Here is a 15,481-nt window from a genome sequence, read left to right on the forward strand (position 1 = left end):
AAGGATTACCATGTTTTTCGCATCATGCGGTGTGGGAGATTGGCATCCAAAAACTCATCTCCGAACGCCTCGTACCCGAGCTTTTCATAAAACGGAAGCGCCGTCAGTTGTGCACCCAATCGTAGTTCAACCAACCCTTGACGTTTCGCGACACGTTCAACTTCAATCATAATGTCTTTCCCATATCCATGACCCCGGGCCGATTGAATCGTCGCCACTCGCTCCACTTTTCCGACAGTCGAGTCGACTGGACGAAGACGCGCTGTCGTCACAGGTTCGGAGTCAAGGAGCCCGACCACATGTGTACACATATCGTCTAAATCATCGTATTCTAAACTCTCATCAATTCCTTGTTCCTGAACGAATACGATCTCCCGCACTTGTTTGGCCTGTTCAATCAACGCTGGTTCGTTTCCCGATTGAATGATCAACATGGTAAAACTCCTTCCTGCAATCGTTTCACGATTTCTTCGATTCCCTTTTCTAGTTCCGCTACGGATGTGAAACGCGCTTGGGCCTGCTTATGGCTTCCACCGCCACGACCAATCTGCATCTCTTGGAGCGCCGCTTTCAAGAATGTGCCGACGGCGATATCCTGTGTCCCGTCATGCATAACGAACAATTTCTGCGTTCCATAGTTGGCGCCAACGGCAATTCGTCCTGTTGCTGCGATTCGTTCGATGATGGCGGTCGTCAACGTTTCCGCTTCTGTTCTCCCGACATGTAAGGCCACATAGTTATCTTCTTTCAACACGGCCTCCACTTTCGCTTTGGCAATCCGTTCTTCGAGCGTTTTGATTTCTTTTTCACGTTCCAAACGAATCGTATGTTCTTCGATTACACGGGCTGCCACGGATTCATTCGTTGTCGAGAATGTATGGTGAATCGTCCGCAACGCTGCTCGCGCTTGTTGAGTCGCCTTGATCGCTCGACTTCCCGCCACATACGTCAAGCGTAGATTCCCCCTCACTTTCTTCACCGCCGTCACATGGATGGTACCGAGTTGTCCCGTTGTCTCCACATGAGTGCCACCACATGCATTGTAATCTAGACCTTCGATTTCGACGATGCGAATCATCCCCGTTCGGTCCGTCTCTTTCCGTAAGCGCGCCCGGTCTACTTCTTCTTTTGGGATTTCATAGACACGAATCGGACGGTTTTCAAAGATGACTTGTTGCATCTCTTGTTCAAGTGCCTCAACGTGCGCCCAGTCCATCGTTGCCGTTTCAATCTCAATAGATGAATCGGTCTCTCCGATTCCAAAGCTGAGCGTCCGAATGCCATGGCGGTCTTCCAAAATCGCCGTTATCACATGTTGAGCAGTATGCTGGATGGAATGATCCCGTCTGACGTCCTCATCGATTCGAACCTCTATCGTCGTGCCCGCTGGTAATGATTCTGACAAGAGATGCCATACTTCCCCGTCCTTGATTTGTACGTCCAGTACAGGATGCGTCCCAATCCATCCACGGTCAGCCGGTTGTCCCCCACCTTCCGCATAAAACGGGCTGTTCTCGAGTGTGTGCCAATGACCGTTGCCGTCTTCCTTTATTGAGGTCACGACTGTACTTGCTGTATATGGTTCCATCTTGTTCTCCACCTTCTCTCTATAATCTGTTCAGACAACTAGTTTAATTTCGTCTATAATGAAACATACATCTTCTCAGTCAGGAGCGAAATGTTATGTTAGAAATCGATAAACAATCTCCGTTACCTATTTATTATCAAATTGAAGCGTACTTAAAGCAACAAATTGATGACGGATTGTTAAAACCAGGAGACACCTTGCCTTCAGAGCGTGAATTTTCGGAGCAATTTCACGTCAGTCGGATGACGATTCGTCAAGCCATTATGAACCTCGTCAACGCCGGTTATTTGAGCCGTCAAAAAGGACGAGGCACATTCGTCGCGAGTCAGAAGATTGCGATGACGTTATCGGGACTGACAAGTTTTTCCGAGGAAATCAAACATCGAGGTATGCGACCGCTAAGCCGTCTCTTGTCATACGAGGTCATTCCGGCAACGGATCGCATCGCGCAGCAACTGAGTATCCCAAATCAAACACCGGTTTATGAGATGAAACGGCTACGACTCGCCGATGATCATCCACTTGCGCTCGAGACCGCCTATATTCCCGTTCATTTATTGCCTGACCTGACGCAAGATGACGCCACGGGATCGATCTATGCGTATGCCGAACAGCATGGCTTACGCTTGAAGAATGCAACACAAACACTCGAAGCCCGGAGCGCCGGTCCAGAAGAAGCCAATCTCCTCACGATTTCTCCGAACGCACCGGTCTTGTTGATTGACCAGCGAACATATCTCGAGGATGGCGGCATGTTTGAATACAGCCGTTCCCTTTTCCGTGGCGACTCGTACTCTTTCACTGTCGCCATGGATCGCATATAAAAAAGTTTGCCCGAGGGCAAACTTTTTTTATTGGGCTTCATACGTTACCCCGCTCGGGTCTAACGTATACGATTCGAGTTCTGTATCGGACATCGGCTCGACACGGTTACCCGCATCCGCTTGTTGCACACGATAGCGCACTTCTTCAAGAAGCGGTTCGTTCAAGAAGTAATAGAAGTGTCCGTCATCTGCCCGGGCACCTTCTCCAGTCAATTGGTATTGCACCGTATTGTGGAGCGCACCAACGTCTTCAATTAAACGCATATAGTCATTCGGTCCAAGTGTCGTCTGCATGTTGTCACCGACGGCTTTCAAGACCTTATCGTAATTGTTTAGGAGTGATGTGCCGAGTGATTGTTCGAGCACGGCATTAATGACTTCCATCTGGCGTTGTCCACGACCGATGTCTCCACGTGGGTCATCGTATCGATTTCGGACGTAGGCAAGTGCCTCTTCACCAGAAAGCCGTTGAAGGCCTTGTTCGATTTGAACTGTCTCACGTGACGCATCGTAACTGTTTTGTTGTGATGAGAACGGAACATCAATCTCAACGCCACCTACCGCATCAATGAAATCAACGAACCCTTGGAAGTTGAGCGAGACGACATGGTCAATTTCAACACCGACTAAATCTTCGATCGTGTTCGTCGCCATCCGCATCCCGTTGTTCGGATTCGATTCATCCATCGAACCGAAATAGTAAGCGTGTGTGATCTTATCTTGGTCAAGTCCCGTCTTGCCATAAGGAATGTTATAACCCGTGTAGTCGATGTTGACATACGAATCACGCGGGATACTGAGCATCGTCGTCTGCTTTTCTTTCTTGTTTAAAATGACGACAATCATGACGTCTGATCGTCCGAACTCACCGCGCGCTTTCTTCTGTGGCGAAAGGTCTGTTCCTAAAACCAAGAACGTCTCCGTATCTTCTTTATCATAACGAGTCGGCTCAACCGTCGGGTCATCCTCTAACGTGACTTGGGTGCCGGACAACATATTGTGGGCTTTGTAAAACGCTGTACCGTAAATGCTAGACCCAGCAATAATCGCAATCAGCACGAGGGCACTAAATATCTTATAAAACGCAGACGGACCTGTGCGCTGTCTGCGAGCATGTGTTCTAGAATTCATATCGGTCTCCTTCGAGTCAAAATAATGAGCTTCACTCATTATAGAGGAAAGCGGGAAATTTGTCGAAAACGTTTTGATGACAAATTCGTTTCTTTACATTTTCCCACAGTTGAACACAGAAAAACCCGCGGAGATGACTCCGCAGGTTCGTTAATCCCGAATGGTGAAAAATCGTGTTGCCGCTTCTTGCCCACGGGCTTGTAAGGATTCCGCACAGCGCGATGCAGCCGCCCCGTCGAGCACGACCGTCACACCTGGATGGGCCTGTAGGATTGTGGCCGGCCAGTCGACCGTCGGTACGCTTTCAATCATGTGCTGTACCGCTTCAGCTTTCCGCTCCCCTGTCGCCACAAGGACAATCTCACGTGCGTTCATGATCGTATCGAGCCCCATCGTGATCGCATGCGTCGGGACGTCTTCCAATCGATCAAAAAAGCGACGGTTTGCCTCTCTTGTTGATTCGGTGAGTTCGGTCACGTGCGTCTTCGCATCGAGGGCCGTGCCCGGTTCATTAAATGCGATGTGACCATTTTCCCCGATACCAAGAAGTTGTAAGTCGACACCAAGCTTCCGAACGAGGTCTTCGTAACGAGCCGCTTCCGCTTTTGGGTCCGGTGCGTCCCCTTGAGGCAAGTGACTCTGTTTGAATGGCACTTCATCGAAGAGACGGTCTTTCATAAAGCGGTTGTAACTTTGAGGATGTTCGGGCGATAATCCGATATATTCATCTAAATTGACGCTCGTCACATGGCTACAATCGAGCGCGTCCTGTTTAAACATCTGATACATCCCGACCGGTGTGCTACCGGTTGCGAGACCGAGTACAAAGTCATGTTTCCCTGAAATCCGTTCTTTGATTAGCGTATAGGCGATTCGTTCCGCGTCGTTCGCCGTCTTTGCGACTAGTACATTCATCTTTGTTCCTCCCGTTCATATACGATTCGACCTTTGACGAAAGTCATCTGAACATGTGTCGTGTCATCCCAAACGACAAGGTCTGCATCAAACCCCGATTTGATATCGCCTTTTGTCGTCAACCCGAATTCTTTGGCCGCATTCGTCGAGGTCATTTTTACCGCTTCTTCCACAGTACATCCCGTATATGCCTGAATGTTTCGGAATGCAGCATCCATCGTCAACACACTGCCCGCAAGGTTCCCGGCTTGAAGTCGCGCAGCCCCGTCCGCTACGATGACCGGTTGGCCGCCAAGCTCATATTGTCCGTCCGGAAGTCCTTTTGCTCGCATCGCATCCGTGATGACGACAAGTTCATCTGCTCCTTTTAAGCGAAACGCGAAGTCGACCATCTCCGGACGACTATGGATCCCATCCGGAATGATTTCCGCGATGACTCCACCCTCTAAGAGACAATAGCCTACCGTTCCGGGTTCTCGATGATGTAACCCACGCATCTGGTTATAAAGATGCGTCCCGTGTTTGACGCCCGCCTGCTTGTTCTCTTCAAATGTCGCGCTCGTATGGCCCGCTGAACCGATCGCACCGGTTTCGCGAAGTACCGCTTCAAATGCACGTGCACCTGGCCGTTCCGGTGCATACGTAACGAGGCGGATATGACCGCCGGCGAGCTCTTGCCATTTTCGGAACTGCTCGGCGTCCGGGTCGATAATATATTCCGCCGGCTGTGCCCCAGCCATCTCCACGTTGACGAAAGGACCTTCCAAGTGAATCCCGATGAGTGTCGTATCCTGCGCTTCGATGACGTTTCGGACCGCCTTCAAAGCATGCTCAATCGCTTCTTTTGACTGCGTGATGGTCGTCGCAAAAAAAGAAGTGACGCCTTCTTGTAGCATGTCGTTACTCAACTGCCGAAGTTTTGATTCATCCGCATCCATCGTATCGACTTCATATCCCCCGTGGATATGCACATCGATGAGACCCGGTGTCACGAGTGCTCCAGCGACATCAATCACATGCTCATCCTGTTGTTCAAACTGTTCCATCGATCCGATTTCATCAATCTTTTGACCATTCCATCTGATATATCCACGTTCCCATGTATGTTCTGCTGACACGATACGAGCATTGATCAATGTCCCCATCGGTTCACCACTCCTTTTTGTTTTCCTCCATGTTATCATATCGGATAAAAGTATAGTTGTATAGACCAATTTAAAATAAATAAAAGATTGTTCACATTTGCGAACAATCTTCTCCTCTCTATGTCGATTGAATCGTGCCATAGCGTCGGACAATCCATACTAACCGGAGGAATAACAAGACCGCTCCGGCTGCAAGTCCAGCAATCAAGCCAATCCAATAGCCGTCTGGTCCAAACCCGGCGTGCTCTGCCAAAACATACCCGAGAGGTAAACCGATGACCCAATAAGCGACGAGTGAAAGGACGAGCGTGATGTTGACGTCTTTAAAGCCACGTAATATCCCTTGGATCGGTGCCGCGACGGCATCTGACAATTGGAAGAATACAGCAAAAATCATAAAGTGCGCTGCAAGGTCCACGACCGTCGGGTCATTCGTATAAATGGCCGCAACCCGCTCGTTTTGCCAAAACAAAAAAGCACCCGAAAAGATAGAGACACCGAGACAGAGCGCGAGCCCGATTTTTGCATAGCGGACGGCATCCTGCAGTCGTTTCGCGCCGAGCTCATACCCCACGACAATCGTCAACGCGCTCGATGCCGAAAGTGGCAACATGTACACGAACGAGGCAAAGTTAATCGCCGCTTGGTGAGCCGCGACGATTTGGTCACCATATGAACTGAGCAATACCGTGACCGCCGCAAAGATGCTGACTTCGGCGAAAATGGCGAGCCCGATTGGGGTCCCAAGTTGTAACAACTGTTTTTGTCGGAGCCAGACCATCCGTTCGGTCGTCCGTAAAAACTTGTATTCGCGGAACGGCTTCCCGTTTCTCACGAAGAAGAAGGCCATGAAGAAGAGTAGCCAGTAAGTGATGCTCGAGGCGATTCCCGCTCCAACACCTCCGTACGCCGGCACACCTAGTTTTCCGAAGATGAAGATGTAATTTAATCCGACATTAATGGGTAACCCTAATAGTATGAGGATCATCGAGACTCTCGTCTTGCCAAGGGCATCCATGAGCGTGCGTAGCACATTGAACAGGAACATCGGCAAGACGCCGAATCCAAGGGCAAGCAAGTATTGCGTCGCGATTCGTTTCCCTTCTACACTGAGCCCCATGCTCTCGATCGCCATCGGCACAAGGAGTGAGCCCAACGTCAGCGTGATTACGCTCAGCATGATGGCTAAATAGATACCTTGAAACAAGGTACGTTGAATCTGTTGACGGTCTCGCGCACCAAGCGCTTGCGACACGATCGGGGCCACCGCCAGCAAGATTCCACTCAGTCCGGTATACACCGGCATCCACAAGCTTGAACCGACTCCGACACCAGCCAAATCGACGGCACCCGCCCGTCCGGACATGACGGTATCGAAAAAGCTAATCAAATAAAAAGACACTTGCGTGACTAGGATTGGAAAGAAAATCGTGAAGAACAGTTTGATTTTTTCGTTTAATGAATGTGTTTGGTACATGGACAACCCTCATCTCTTTTTCAGAAAGGAACTTATAATTATGAATCAACGGCATGCAGAAAAACTTAAATTTGAACTGTTGGAAACGTGGAACACGTTCAATCACTATGTGACGGAAGCCCTCACCTTTAACAATTCTGAGGATATTCACCGCGCCCGGGTGCATTTACGGAAACTGATCACCTTCATGCAACTATACGAAACGAAGCCGGCGACGTTTCGACAACTCAAACAATTGATGGAGGCACTCGGTCATGTGCGCGACCTCGACGTCCTCATCGAAACGTTTGATTCTAAATCCGAACTCGACCATGCGTTTCTTGAAGCGATGGAGACAGAACGTGCCATCGCACGGACGATTCTATCTACCCGTGTCAGTGAAAAAATGACACCGTCGCTCGATCAACAAGTACGTCGCTTCATCGGTGGACCGTTATTTCGTGCGTTCAAAAAAACGAACGCCTCCCCGATGTTAGAAAAGGCGAAAAGTGAGCGCAAGCAACGTGTGCGCGTCTATCATGAACGATCCAGTGGAAAAGAACAACTTGAAGCGCTCCATAAAGTCCGTTTAGCCGTCAAACGCGAACGCTATTTACATGAGTACTTGCTAAACTATGAATCGGATGCATCGATGGACACTGTCCGAACGTTAAAAAAAATGCAAACCGAACTCGGTGAGATGAACGACCATGACCAACTGTTAAAGCGTTGGCGGGCCTTCACCCCTCGAGCTGAACTACAGTCCGAATACGACCGAAAAATTGAAACATTACAGCAGGAACTCGATGCATCCGTGGAGCACCTATCGATTTAGCGAGATGTATAGCGCTCAATCAATAGTTCCAACAACTTCATTCCGGCAATCGAGTTTCCTTTTGAATCAAGTGCCGGACCAAATATGCCAAACCCGACGTTATTCAAATCCAGTTCGTGGTTCCCGACCGCCAAGATGGCACCCGACACCCCACTTTTTCCTGGAAGACCAACCCGGACAGCGAACTCACCCGATGCATCATACATGCCACACGTCGTCATGATGGCCTTGACGATTCGGACGACCCGACGTGGAATCAACTCTTCGCCCGTATCCGGGTCTTCTCCATTCCCTGCAAAGACACGCCCGATTCGTGCCAAATCAAAACAATCAATCTCGATGGCACACTGTTTCGTATACACATCAATGATCTCATCGACGTCACCTTCCACAATTCCATGGTGACGCATGAAATAGAGCAAGGCACGGTTCAAGTCGGTCGTCTCGTATTCAGAGCGGGCGACTTTTTCGTCGTACGTGACCTCCTCGACCGAGCGATTTAATAACGTCGCTAAAAACTGGCGGAACTGATAGATTTTGAGTTCTGCCGTCTCCCCCAAAATCATACTCGTCACCGCTAATGCTCCAGCGTTGATCATCGGATTCAGCGGTTTTGACGGGACCGTTTCCTCAAGTTTGGCGATGGAGTTGAATGCGTCCCCCGTCGGCTCCATCCCTACTTTCGAAAAGACATAGTCCTCCCCGAACTCCATCAGTACATAACAAAGGGTGAGCGCCTTCGATACGCTCTGAATCGTAAACTTGTGATGAACATCCCCCGCATGAATATACGTACCGTCCGGCAAACAAATTGCCACCCCGAGTAAATCGTTTTTCACATGTGCGAGTTCAGGGATATAATCTGCCACTTTCCCTTGAGCCGTGTACGGACGACACTCATCAACCAAGTGATTCAACTGTTGTTCGAGTACATTCATTCCATCACCTCATGTTCCATCAAATTTCAACCGGGTCATCTTATCATATTACCCGTCTGGTGGTCCATCATCTTTATACCAGTCTTCATCCGCCCAAATCATCGGTGGACTTTCCTCGTCTCCAACCAACTTTTCTCCATGTCGATTCATCGACAGAATAAACCCAGCTATGCCTACCATTACAAGCGTCGCAACGATAAGGAAGGAAGCCATTCCATCGTCCCCTTTCGAATTCGTGACAAATTTGTCTAGAACTCCGTGACACTTATCCTATATCTCCGTCAACATTCCCGGTACCGTTAAGACGACAACAATTTCAGAGAAATGGGTGAATCAATTGAATCGAATCGCGATTATCGGAGGTGGCATCACCGGACTTGCCGCAGCCTATTATGCCAAAGAAGCCGGAGCTCATGTCACATTGATCGAGGCGCAGGACCATCTCGGTGGAAAAATCAAGACCATTTATCGGGATGGGTTTACGTTAGAGACTGGACCCGACGGTTATATGGCACGGAAGCCGACCTTGACATCACTTATTACGGATCTCGGTCTCGCAGATCAACTCGTCCGCTCCAGAACCGGGACTTCTTACATTTACGTACGGAAGCAACTGAGACAGATGCCGGCCGGATCGGTCATGGGCATCCCGACCAAGTTTTGGCCGATGGTCAAAACGGATCTCTTTACTTGGAGAGGAAAACTTCGCGCCGGATTCGATCTCGTGATTCCACGCGTGTATGCAGGAGAGGATATCTCGCTCGACCGTTTCTTTCGGACGAGACTCGGCTCAGAAGTCGTCGATACGATGATCGAACCGCTTCTGTCCGGGATTTACAACGGGACACTCGAAGACATGAGCATCGAGTCTACTTTCCCTCAGTTTATCACGATTGAACAAAAAACTCGCAGTCTGATTCTCGGAATGAAAGCACTCACTCCTCCCGTCCAAGCTGGTGTAAAGCCGTCCGAGACTGGTAAGTTCCTGTCGATTGAGCAAGGACTCGGAGCACTCGTCGAGGCGCTCCGTCCGTCAATCGATCGACTCATGTTAAAGACGCTTGTTCAATCCGTTCGACCTCATGAAGTCACATTTGCCGATGGGACGGTCGAACAGTTTGACGGTATCATTCTTGCGACTTCCCCTCAAGCACTCGGACCTTTGCTCGGATTCCCAGAAGCCGAACGCTTGTCATCGTTAAAACGTACCTCTTCGATGACCGTACTCGCCGCCTTCGACGAGTCAGATGTGGATGCGTTAGATGGAACCGGCTACGTCATCGCCAAATCGGAAGGAAACGCCTTGACCGCTTGTAGCTGGATGCATAAAAAATGGCCACACCTAGCTCCTAAAGGAAAAGCATTGCTCCGCATGTATATCGGTTCAGAACATGTCCCGTCCCTGCTCCATGAAGAGGATGATCAAATCGCAAACTTCGCTTTAAGCGAACTTCGACGCATTCAAAAAGTCGGGACTCCCCTCTTCACGAAAGTCGAACGACACATTCAAACGATGCCACAATATGAAGTCGGTCATAAACAGGACGTCTGCGCGTTCGAAGAAGCACTTCTGAAGTGGGACGGCGTCGAGGCGTGTGGTGCCATACTTCATGGAGTCGGATTACCTGACTGCGTCGATTCTGCCAAACGGGCAGTCGATCACTTACATCTTCGACAGGCGGTGACGGTATGAAACACATCGACTATAACGAAAATCCGTTCATCGTCATTTGGGAAGTCACACGGGCCTGTGCGCTCTCCTGCGTCCACTGCCGGGCAGAGGCACAATTTCACCGTTACGAAAACGAGCTCGATACGGAAGAGGGAAAGGCATTGATTCGCGAGATTCATGCGATGGATAACCCGATTCTCGTCTTTACGGGCGGTGATCCTCTCATGCGTGAAGATTTATTTGAATTGACCGCATACGCCTCTTCCCTCGGGATGCGCGTCTCGATGACACCTTCCGCCACACCTCGAGTGACTCACGATGCCGTGAAACGAGCGAAAGCGGCTGGTTTGTCACGTTGGGCCTTCTCCATTGACGGACCGGACGCCGTGACGCATGACTATTTCCGCGGCACACGTGGCAGTTTCGACCGTACCATTCGAGGAATCTCATATTTCCGAGAGGAGGGAATGTCATTTCAAATCAATACGACGGTGACCGAATACAACGTCAATCGATTACCGGAAATGGCGAAACTCGTAGAATCCCTCGGCGTATCCGTCTGGACGCTCTTTTTCCTCGTGCCGACTGGACGTGGATCCCTGTTACAACCCATTACACCTGAGCGACATGAGGAAGTATTGAAATGGGCGTTCTCCCTACAAGAGACGGCACCCTTCATCATCTCGACGACGGAAGCCCAATTTTATCGGAGGGTCGCCCGCCAAGAAAATCAGCGCCGCCGGACAGCAGGGCTTCCTCCAATCGGACATCCCCATGACGATTTGGCGAAGGCACCTCGCGGAACGAATGACGGCAACGGATTCGTCTTTATCTCACATACAGGGGATGTCCAGCCGTCCGGATTTTTACCGATCACCTGCGGAAACGTCCGAACGACACCTCTCGCTGATATTTATCGTCACCATCCGACGTTCAAGGCGCTGCGTGATCCCGACACTCATCATGGCAAGTGTGGGTATTGTGAGTATCGGTATCTATGTGGTGGTTCGCGGGCTAGAGCCTATGCGGTCACTGGCGATTATAAGGAGGCGGAACCGTACTGCATCTATCAGCCGGAACGTCCCCTCGTTTCACAATAAAGATTCCCATTTATTCCCTCTCCGTGTAAGATTGAATTATATGATGAGAAGGGAGCCACGTAGGTGCAGTCATTACCGATTGACGGATTGTTCTATATTGGATTGGGTACAATTTTTATCGTTACGACTTTACTCGGGTTCGGAATCAAGCGATTGACGAAACAAGGCATGATGGGATTTTACACGCTACTCGCAACAAGTCTTGGCTTATTCTTCTGGTTACTGCTCTGGTTTCAAGAAGCGACCCGCGCCATATTTATGGGAACCATCCCATGGGTACTCAACTTATTTTTCGGAACGGTGCTCTATCTCATTTTTATAGGCATCAGTTATTTGATTTTGAGAAGAAAACATCGGCATACATAAAAGAGGAATCCGGTTGTGGATTCCTCTTTTATGCATTGGCCGTCGATGGGCTTAACGTTAACGCCCCGTTCTCGACATCGATGATGACCGTTTGACCATCCTCGACTTCTCCAGCGAGGATGCTACGGGCAAGTTTCGTTTCAATCGTCCGTTGCACGTACCGGTTGATCGGTCTCGCACCGAATTGAGGTTCATACGCTTCGTCGGCAACGAACGTTTTCGCTGCGTCAGTGATCTCGATATGAATCGAGCGTGTCGTGAGCCGTTCGCTCATCCGTCCGACCGCTTTCTCGACGATTTGACCGATTTGATCTTTCGTGAGTGGATGGAACAAAATCGTTTCATCGACCCGGTTCAAGAACTCAGGACGGAAATGGCGACGGAGTTTATCGAGCACTTGACGCTCCTCATCTTCATCAATCACACCATCTCTCGCTGCCTCGAGCAAGATGTCCGCCCCAATGTTCGACGTCATGATGACGATTGTATTTTTAAAATCGACGATGCGCCCGTGCGAATCAGTCAATCGACCATCATCGAGCAATTGTAGCAAGATGTTGAAGACGTCCGGATGTGCCTTCTCGACCTCATCGAGTAAGAGGACCGAGTACGGGTTACGGCGAACCGCTTCGGTCAACTGGCCGCCTTCCTCATATCCGATATAGCCAGGAGGCGCTCCGACGAGACGCGACACGGCATGTTTCTCCATATATTCACTCATATCGAGGCGAACGATATGGTCTTCTGAGTCAAACATCGCTTCTGCGAGCGCCTTCCCGAGTTCTGTCTTCCCGACCCCCGTCGGTCCGAGGAAGAGGAATGAGCCGATCGGACGATTCGGATCTTTGATGCCAGCACGCGCCCGAATGACCGCATCGCTGACGAGACGAATCGCATCATCTTGTCCGAACACGCGTTTATGCAAGACCGTTTCTAGATTGAGGAGCTTATCCCGCTCTCCTTCTGTCAGTTTCGTCACCGGTATGCCCGTCCATTTTGAGACGACCTCGGCGATTTCTTCTTCCGTCACCTCTTCCCGCACGAGTTCGCGTGTCACCGAACTCGCCAACTGTTCCGCTTCTTCGAGTTCTCGCTCAAGCTCCGGGATTCGTCCGTATTTCAGTTCCGAGGCCCGGTTCAAATCGTAACGACTCTCTGCCTCTTGTAACTCGAGACGTACTTTCTCGAGGTCTCCGCGGATTTGTTGTACGCGGTGCGTCGACTCCTTCTCATTCTCCCAGCGGAGACGTAACGAGTCAGACTGTTCACGAAGTGACGCCAATTCCTGCTGAAGCGCCTCAAGTCGCTTCATGGAAGCGGCATCGCTCTCTTTTTTAAGAGCCGCCTCTTCGATTTCAAGCTGCATGACCCGACGGACCAATTCATCGAGTTCAGCCGGCATCGACTCCATCTCCGTCCGAATCATTGCACACGACTCATCGACGAGATCGATCGCCTTGTCCGGCATGAAACGGTCGGTGATATAGCGATTGGATAATACAGCCGCTGCGACGAGCGCATTGTCATGGATGCGTACCCCGTGGTGAATCTCGAAGCGTTCTTTCAAACCGCGCAAGATGGAAACCGTATCCTCGACATCCGGTTCAGCGACAAGTACTTGTTGGAAACGCCGCTCGAGGGCCGGGTCCTTCTCGATATATTGACGATACTCGTCAAGTGTCGTCGCACCGATACAATGCAGTTCGCCTCGGGCGAGCATCGGTTTCAACATGTTCCCGGCATCCATCGATCCCTCCGACTTCCCTGCACCGACAATCGTGTGCAGTTCATCGATGAAGAGGATGATGGTGCCTTCCGCTTCTTTCACTTCGGACAAGACTGCCTGTAGACGTTCCTCGAACTCCCCACGATATTTCGCACCGGCAACGAGGGAACTCATATCGAGACTGAAGATGGTTTTGTCTTTCAAACTTTCCGGCACATCTCCACGAACGATACGCTGGGCGAGCCCTTCGACAATCGCCGTCTTCCCGACACCCGGTTCCCCGATGAGGACTGGGTTGTTTTTCGTTTTCCGACTCAAAATCCGGATGACACGACGAATCTCGCTATCCCGTCCGATGACCGGATCGATTTTCCCGGTCTTCACTTCTTGAATGAGGTCTCGTCCGTATTTCGTCAAGACGTCATACGTCGCTTCAGGCGACTTCGAAGTGATCCGACGATTGCCTCGTACGGCGACGAGCGCCTCACGGAGACGGTCTTCTGTGATCCCTTTTCGCTCGAGCATCGCCTGTGCTTGACTACTGTTCAACAAGATGCCGAGTAAAATATGTTCGACCGATACGTATTCATCGTTCATCCCTGTCGCTTCTCGCTCCGCCGTCGTTAGAACGTTCAGCAAAGAAGCCGAAATCATCGGTGTCGTCGGATTTTGAAGTTTTGGTGCATTTCTTAAAGAAAGTGCGACTTCGCCTTCAATCTCAGACACGTTGATTTCCATTTTTTGAAACAGCAACGGCGCGATCCCGTCCGTCTGCGAAATCATGGACGCCAAGACGTGCCACTCATTGATTTCACTATGATGATATTGTTTCGCTAACGCCTGTGAACTGACAATGCATTCATGTGCTTTATCTGTAAAACGATTAAAGTCCATCACGATTCCTCCTTATTCATTAACGTTCGATTTGCTCATAAACAGAACGGTACGTCTCATCAAGAGGCAGGTCGACCTCGAGTTGGACGAATAAGTCCGACCGCACCTTCGAGGCGGTCATGACACCGCGACCAGGGATCCGCATCCGTTGTCCCGGACGGCTTCCCGGTTTCACTTTCAGCTTCACGCGTCCCCCGTCGAGCGTGGCAACGATGACGCTCGCCCCGTCTAAAAAGTCGAGCGGACGCAATCGTTTCACGGTCACGATATGCTCTCCTTCACGACGATACGTATCGTCATCCGCAAAGTGAAGTTCGACATATACATCTCCTCGGTTTCCCGATTGTCCGACGCGGCTACCTTTTCCTTTCAACCGCAACTTCTGACCTTCGTAGGCACCTTGTGGAATTTTGACGTTCACGGTACCCGTTTGAAGACGTAGACTCACTTTCGACTCTTTCATCAATTGACTGAGCGGGATGTTGACACGAACAGTCTCATCCAAGTCTTCCTCGACTGCTTGGTCAAAGAAGCTTCCGAACATATCTTCAAATCCGAAAGTCCGAGAGGTCGTACGCGATCCGCCTCCGAATTGTCGGAATAGATCTTCGAATTGTGACGAGCCTTCCCCGTAAGTCTCTCCACCGCCACCGAACCCTTGTCCGAACGACGGTCCATCCGGGCTACCGTATCGATCATAGTTCGCCTTTTTCTCTGGGTCGCTCAATACGTCAAACGCTTCCTGGACCGACTTGAATCGTTCTTGTGCGCCAGGGTCTTTATTGACGTCCGGATGGTATTGTTTCGCCAGTTTCCGGTATGCACGTTTAATCTCTTGCTCGGTCGCTTCCTTGGAGACACCGAGCTCGTCGTAATAGTTTTTAGCCATAT

The 15,481-nt window shown here is 50.3% G+C and carries 15 protein-coding genes; 5 read left to right on the forward strand and 10 right to left on the reverse strand.

Annotation, left to right across the window (positions count from 1 at the left end; all coding sequences use genetic code 11):
- Nucleotides 1-5: 5 nt before the first annotated feature.
- A complete protein-coding gene (locus KNO72_RS11905) occupies nt 6-434 on the reverse strand; it encodes a GNAT family N-acetyltransferase (protein ID WP_214685483.1) in 429 nt (142 codons plus the stop codon).
- Nucleotides 428-1,588, reverse strand: a complete 1,161-nt coding sequence (locus KNO72_RS11910; protein ID WP_214689086.1) for an alanyl-tRNA editing protein — start codon at nt 1,586-1,588, stop codon at nt 428-430. The genes KNO72_RS11905 and KNO72_RS11910 overlap by 7 nt, the downstream gene beginning before the upstream one ends.
- Before the next feature lie 95 nt (nt 1,589-1,683).
- On the opposite strand from KNO72_RS11910, the gene KNO72_RS11915 reads away from it, so the two are divergent.
- On the forward strand, nt 1,684-2,412 hold the full coding sequence (locus KNO72_RS11915) for a GntR family transcriptional regulator (protein ID WP_214689085.1): 729 nt from the start codon (nt 1,684-1,686) through the stop codon (nt 2,410-2,412).
- A gap of 27 nt (nt 2,413-2,439) precedes the next feature.
- On the opposite strand, the gene KNO72_RS11920 is transcribed toward KNO72_RS11915, so the two are convergent.
- From KNO72_RS11920 to KNO72_RS11935, 4 genes are all read right to left on the reverse strand, one after another.
- Nucleotides 2,440-3,543 carry an LCP family protein gene (locus tag KNO72_RS11920; protein WP_015880737.1) on the reverse strand — a complete coding sequence of 368 codons (1,104 nt, stop codon included), beginning with the start codon at nt 3,541-3,543 and terminating at the stop codon, nt 2,440-2,442.
- A gap of 150 nt (nt 3,544-3,693) precedes the next feature.
- Entirely contained in the window at nt 3,694-4,458 is a 765-nt protein-coding gene (gene nagB / locus KNO72_RS11925; RefSeq protein ID WP_078146274.1) for a glucosamine-6-phosphate deaminase, read from the reverse strand.
- Nucleotides 4,455-5,603 carry an N-acetylglucosamine-6-phosphate deacetylase gene (nagA, locus tag KNO72_RS11930; RefSeq protein ID WP_214689083.1) on the reverse strand — a complete coding sequence of 383 codons (1,149 nt, stop codon included), beginning with the start codon at nt 5,601-5,603 and terminating at the stop codon, nt 4,455-4,457. The genes nagB and nagA overlap by 4 nt, the downstream gene beginning before the upstream one ends.
- Nucleotides 5,604-5,721: 118 nt before the next feature.
- Complete coding sequence (locus KNO72_RS11935; protein ID WP_214758253.1) at nt 5,722-7,080, reverse strand: MATE family efflux transporter; 1,359 nt, start codon at nt 7,078-7,080, stop codon at nt 5,722-5,724.
- Nucleotides 7,081-7,120: 40 nt separating this feature from the next.
- On the opposite strand from KNO72_RS11935, the gene KNO72_RS11940 reads away from it, so the two are divergent.
- The gene (locus KNO72_RS11940) at nt 7,121-7,894 is read left to right on the forward strand and encodes a CHAD domain-containing protein (protein ID WP_214689079.1); all 774 of its coding nucleotides are present in this window, start codon (nt 7,121-7,123) and stop codon (nt 7,892-7,894) included.
- Here the strand turns inward: KNO72_RS11940 and glsA are convergent.
- Nucleotides 7,891-8,832 carry a glutaminase A gene (gene glsA, locus KNO72_RS11945; RefSeq protein ID WP_015880732.1) on the reverse strand — a complete coding sequence of 314 codons (942 nt, stop codon included), beginning with the start codon at nt 8,830-8,832 and terminating at the stop codon, nt 7,891-7,893. The two genes, KNO72_RS11940 and glsA, sit on opposite strands and share 4 nt — an antisense overlap.
- A 48-nt stretch (nt 8,833-8,880) precedes the next feature.
- Nucleotides 8,881-9,045, reverse strand: a complete 165-nt coding sequence (locus KNO72_RS11950) for a hypothetical protein (protein ID WP_168169830.1) — start codon at nt 9,043-9,045, stop codon at nt 8,881-8,883.
- A 100-nt stretch (nt 9,046-9,145) separates the two neighbouring features.
- Between KNO72_RS11950 and hemG the strand changes: the two genes are divergently transcribed.
- The 3 genes from hemG (at nt 9,146) to KNO72_RS11965 (ending at nt 11,970) form a co-directional block, all read left to right on the forward strand.
- Nucleotides 9,146-10,525, forward strand: a complete 1,380-nt coding sequence (gene hemG, locus KNO72_RS11955; RefSeq protein ID WP_214758281.1) for a protoporphyrinogen oxidase — start codon at nt 9,146-9,148, stop codon at nt 10,523-10,525.
- Nucleotides 10,522-11,604 carry a TIGR04053 family radical SAM/SPASM domain-containing protein gene (locus tag KNO72_RS11960; protein ID WP_214758255.1) on the forward strand — a complete coding sequence of 361 codons (1,083 nt, stop codon included), beginning with the start codon at nt 10,522-10,524 and terminating at the stop codon, nt 11,602-11,604. The genes hemG and KNO72_RS11960 overlap by 4 nt, the downstream gene beginning before the upstream one ends.
- Nucleotides 11,605-11,667: 63 nt before the next feature.
- Nucleotides 11,668-11,970 (forward strand): hypothetical protein, encoded by a 303-nt coding sequence (locus tag KNO72_RS11965; RefSeq protein WP_214758257.1) that lies wholly within the window; start codon nt 11,668-11,670, stop codon nt 11,968-11,970.
- Nucleotides 11,971-11,998: 28 nt separating this feature from the next.
- Here KNO72_RS11965 and clpB read toward each other — a convergent pair whose 3' ends face one another.
- Nucleotides 11,999-14,590: an ATP-dependent chaperone ClpB gene (clpB, locus tag KNO72_RS11970; RefSeq protein ID WP_214758259.1), complete on the reverse strand. Its 2,592-nt coding sequence runs from the start codon at nt 14,588-14,590 to the stop codon at nt 11,999-12,001.
- 19 nt (nt 14,591-14,609) lie between these two features.
- On the reverse strand, nt 14,610-15,479 hold the full coding sequence (locus KNO72_RS11975) for a DnaJ C-terminal domain-containing protein (protein ID WP_214758261.1): 870 nt from the start codon (nt 15,477-15,479) through the stop codon (nt 14,610-14,612).
- Nucleotides 15,480-15,481: the final 2 nt, after the last annotated feature.

This window comes from Exiguobacterium sp. s123 (assembly GCF_018617075.1).
Taxonomy (GTDB): domain Bacteria; phylum Bacillota; class Bacilli; order Exiguobacteriales; family Exiguobacteriaceae; genus Exiguobacterium; species Exiguobacterium profundum.

What these genes read in the sequence shown, in the direction of transcription:
- KNO72_RS11960 (WP_214758255.1), top strand. Translation starts at nt 10,522, where the DNA reads ATGAAACACATCGACTATAACGAAAATCCGTTCATCGTCATTTGGGAA.
- nagA (WP_214689083.1), bottom strand. Translation starts at nt 5,603, where the DNA reads ATGGGGACATTGATCAATGCTCGTATCGTGTCAGCAGAACATACATGG.
- KNO72_RS11905 (WP_214685483.1), bottom strand. Translation starts at nt 434, where the DNA reads ATGTTGATCATTCAATCGGGAAACGAACCAGCGTTGATTGAACAGGCC.
- nagB (WP_078146274.1), bottom strand. Translation starts at nt 4,458, where the DNA reads ATGAATGTACTAGTCGCAAAGACGGCGAACGACGCGGAACGAATCGCC.
- KNO72_RS11935 (WP_214758253.1), bottom strand. Translation starts at nt 7,080, where the DNA reads ATGTACCAAACACATTCATTAAACGAAAAAATCAAACTGTTCTTCACG.
- glsA (WP_015880732.1), bottom strand. Translation starts at nt 8,832, where the DNA reads ATGAATGTACTCGAACAACAGTTGAATCACTTGGTTGATGAGTGTCGT.
- KNO72_RS11975 (WP_214758261.1), bottom strand. Translation starts at nt 15,479, where the DNA reads ATGGCTAAAAACTATTACGACGAGCTCGGTGTCTCCAAGGAAGCGACC.
- KNO72_RS11940 (WP_214689079.1), top strand. Translation starts at nt 7,121, where the DNA reads ATGAATCAACGGCATGCAGAAAAACTTAAATTTGAACTGTTGGAAACG.
- KNO72_RS11915 (WP_214689085.1), top strand. Translation starts at nt 1,684, where the DNA reads ATGTTAGAAATCGATAAACAATCTCCGTTACCTATTTATTATCAAATT.
- KNO72_RS11920 (WP_015880737.1), bottom strand. Translation starts at nt 3,543, where the DNA reads ATGAATTCTAGAACACATGCTCGCAGACAGCGCACAGGTCCGTCTGCG.
- clpB (WP_214758259.1), bottom strand. Translation starts at nt 14,590, where the DNA reads ATGGACTTTAATCGTTTTACAGATAAAGCACATGAATGCATTGTCAGT.
- KNO72_RS11950 (WP_168169830.1), bottom strand. Translation starts at nt 9,045, where the DNA reads ATGGCTTCCTTCCTTATCGTTGCGACGCTTGTAATGGTAGGCATAGCT.
- KNO72_RS11910 (WP_214689086.1), bottom strand. Translation starts at nt 1,588, where the DNA reads ATGGAACCATATACAGCAAGTACAGTCGTGACCTCAATAAAGGAAGAC.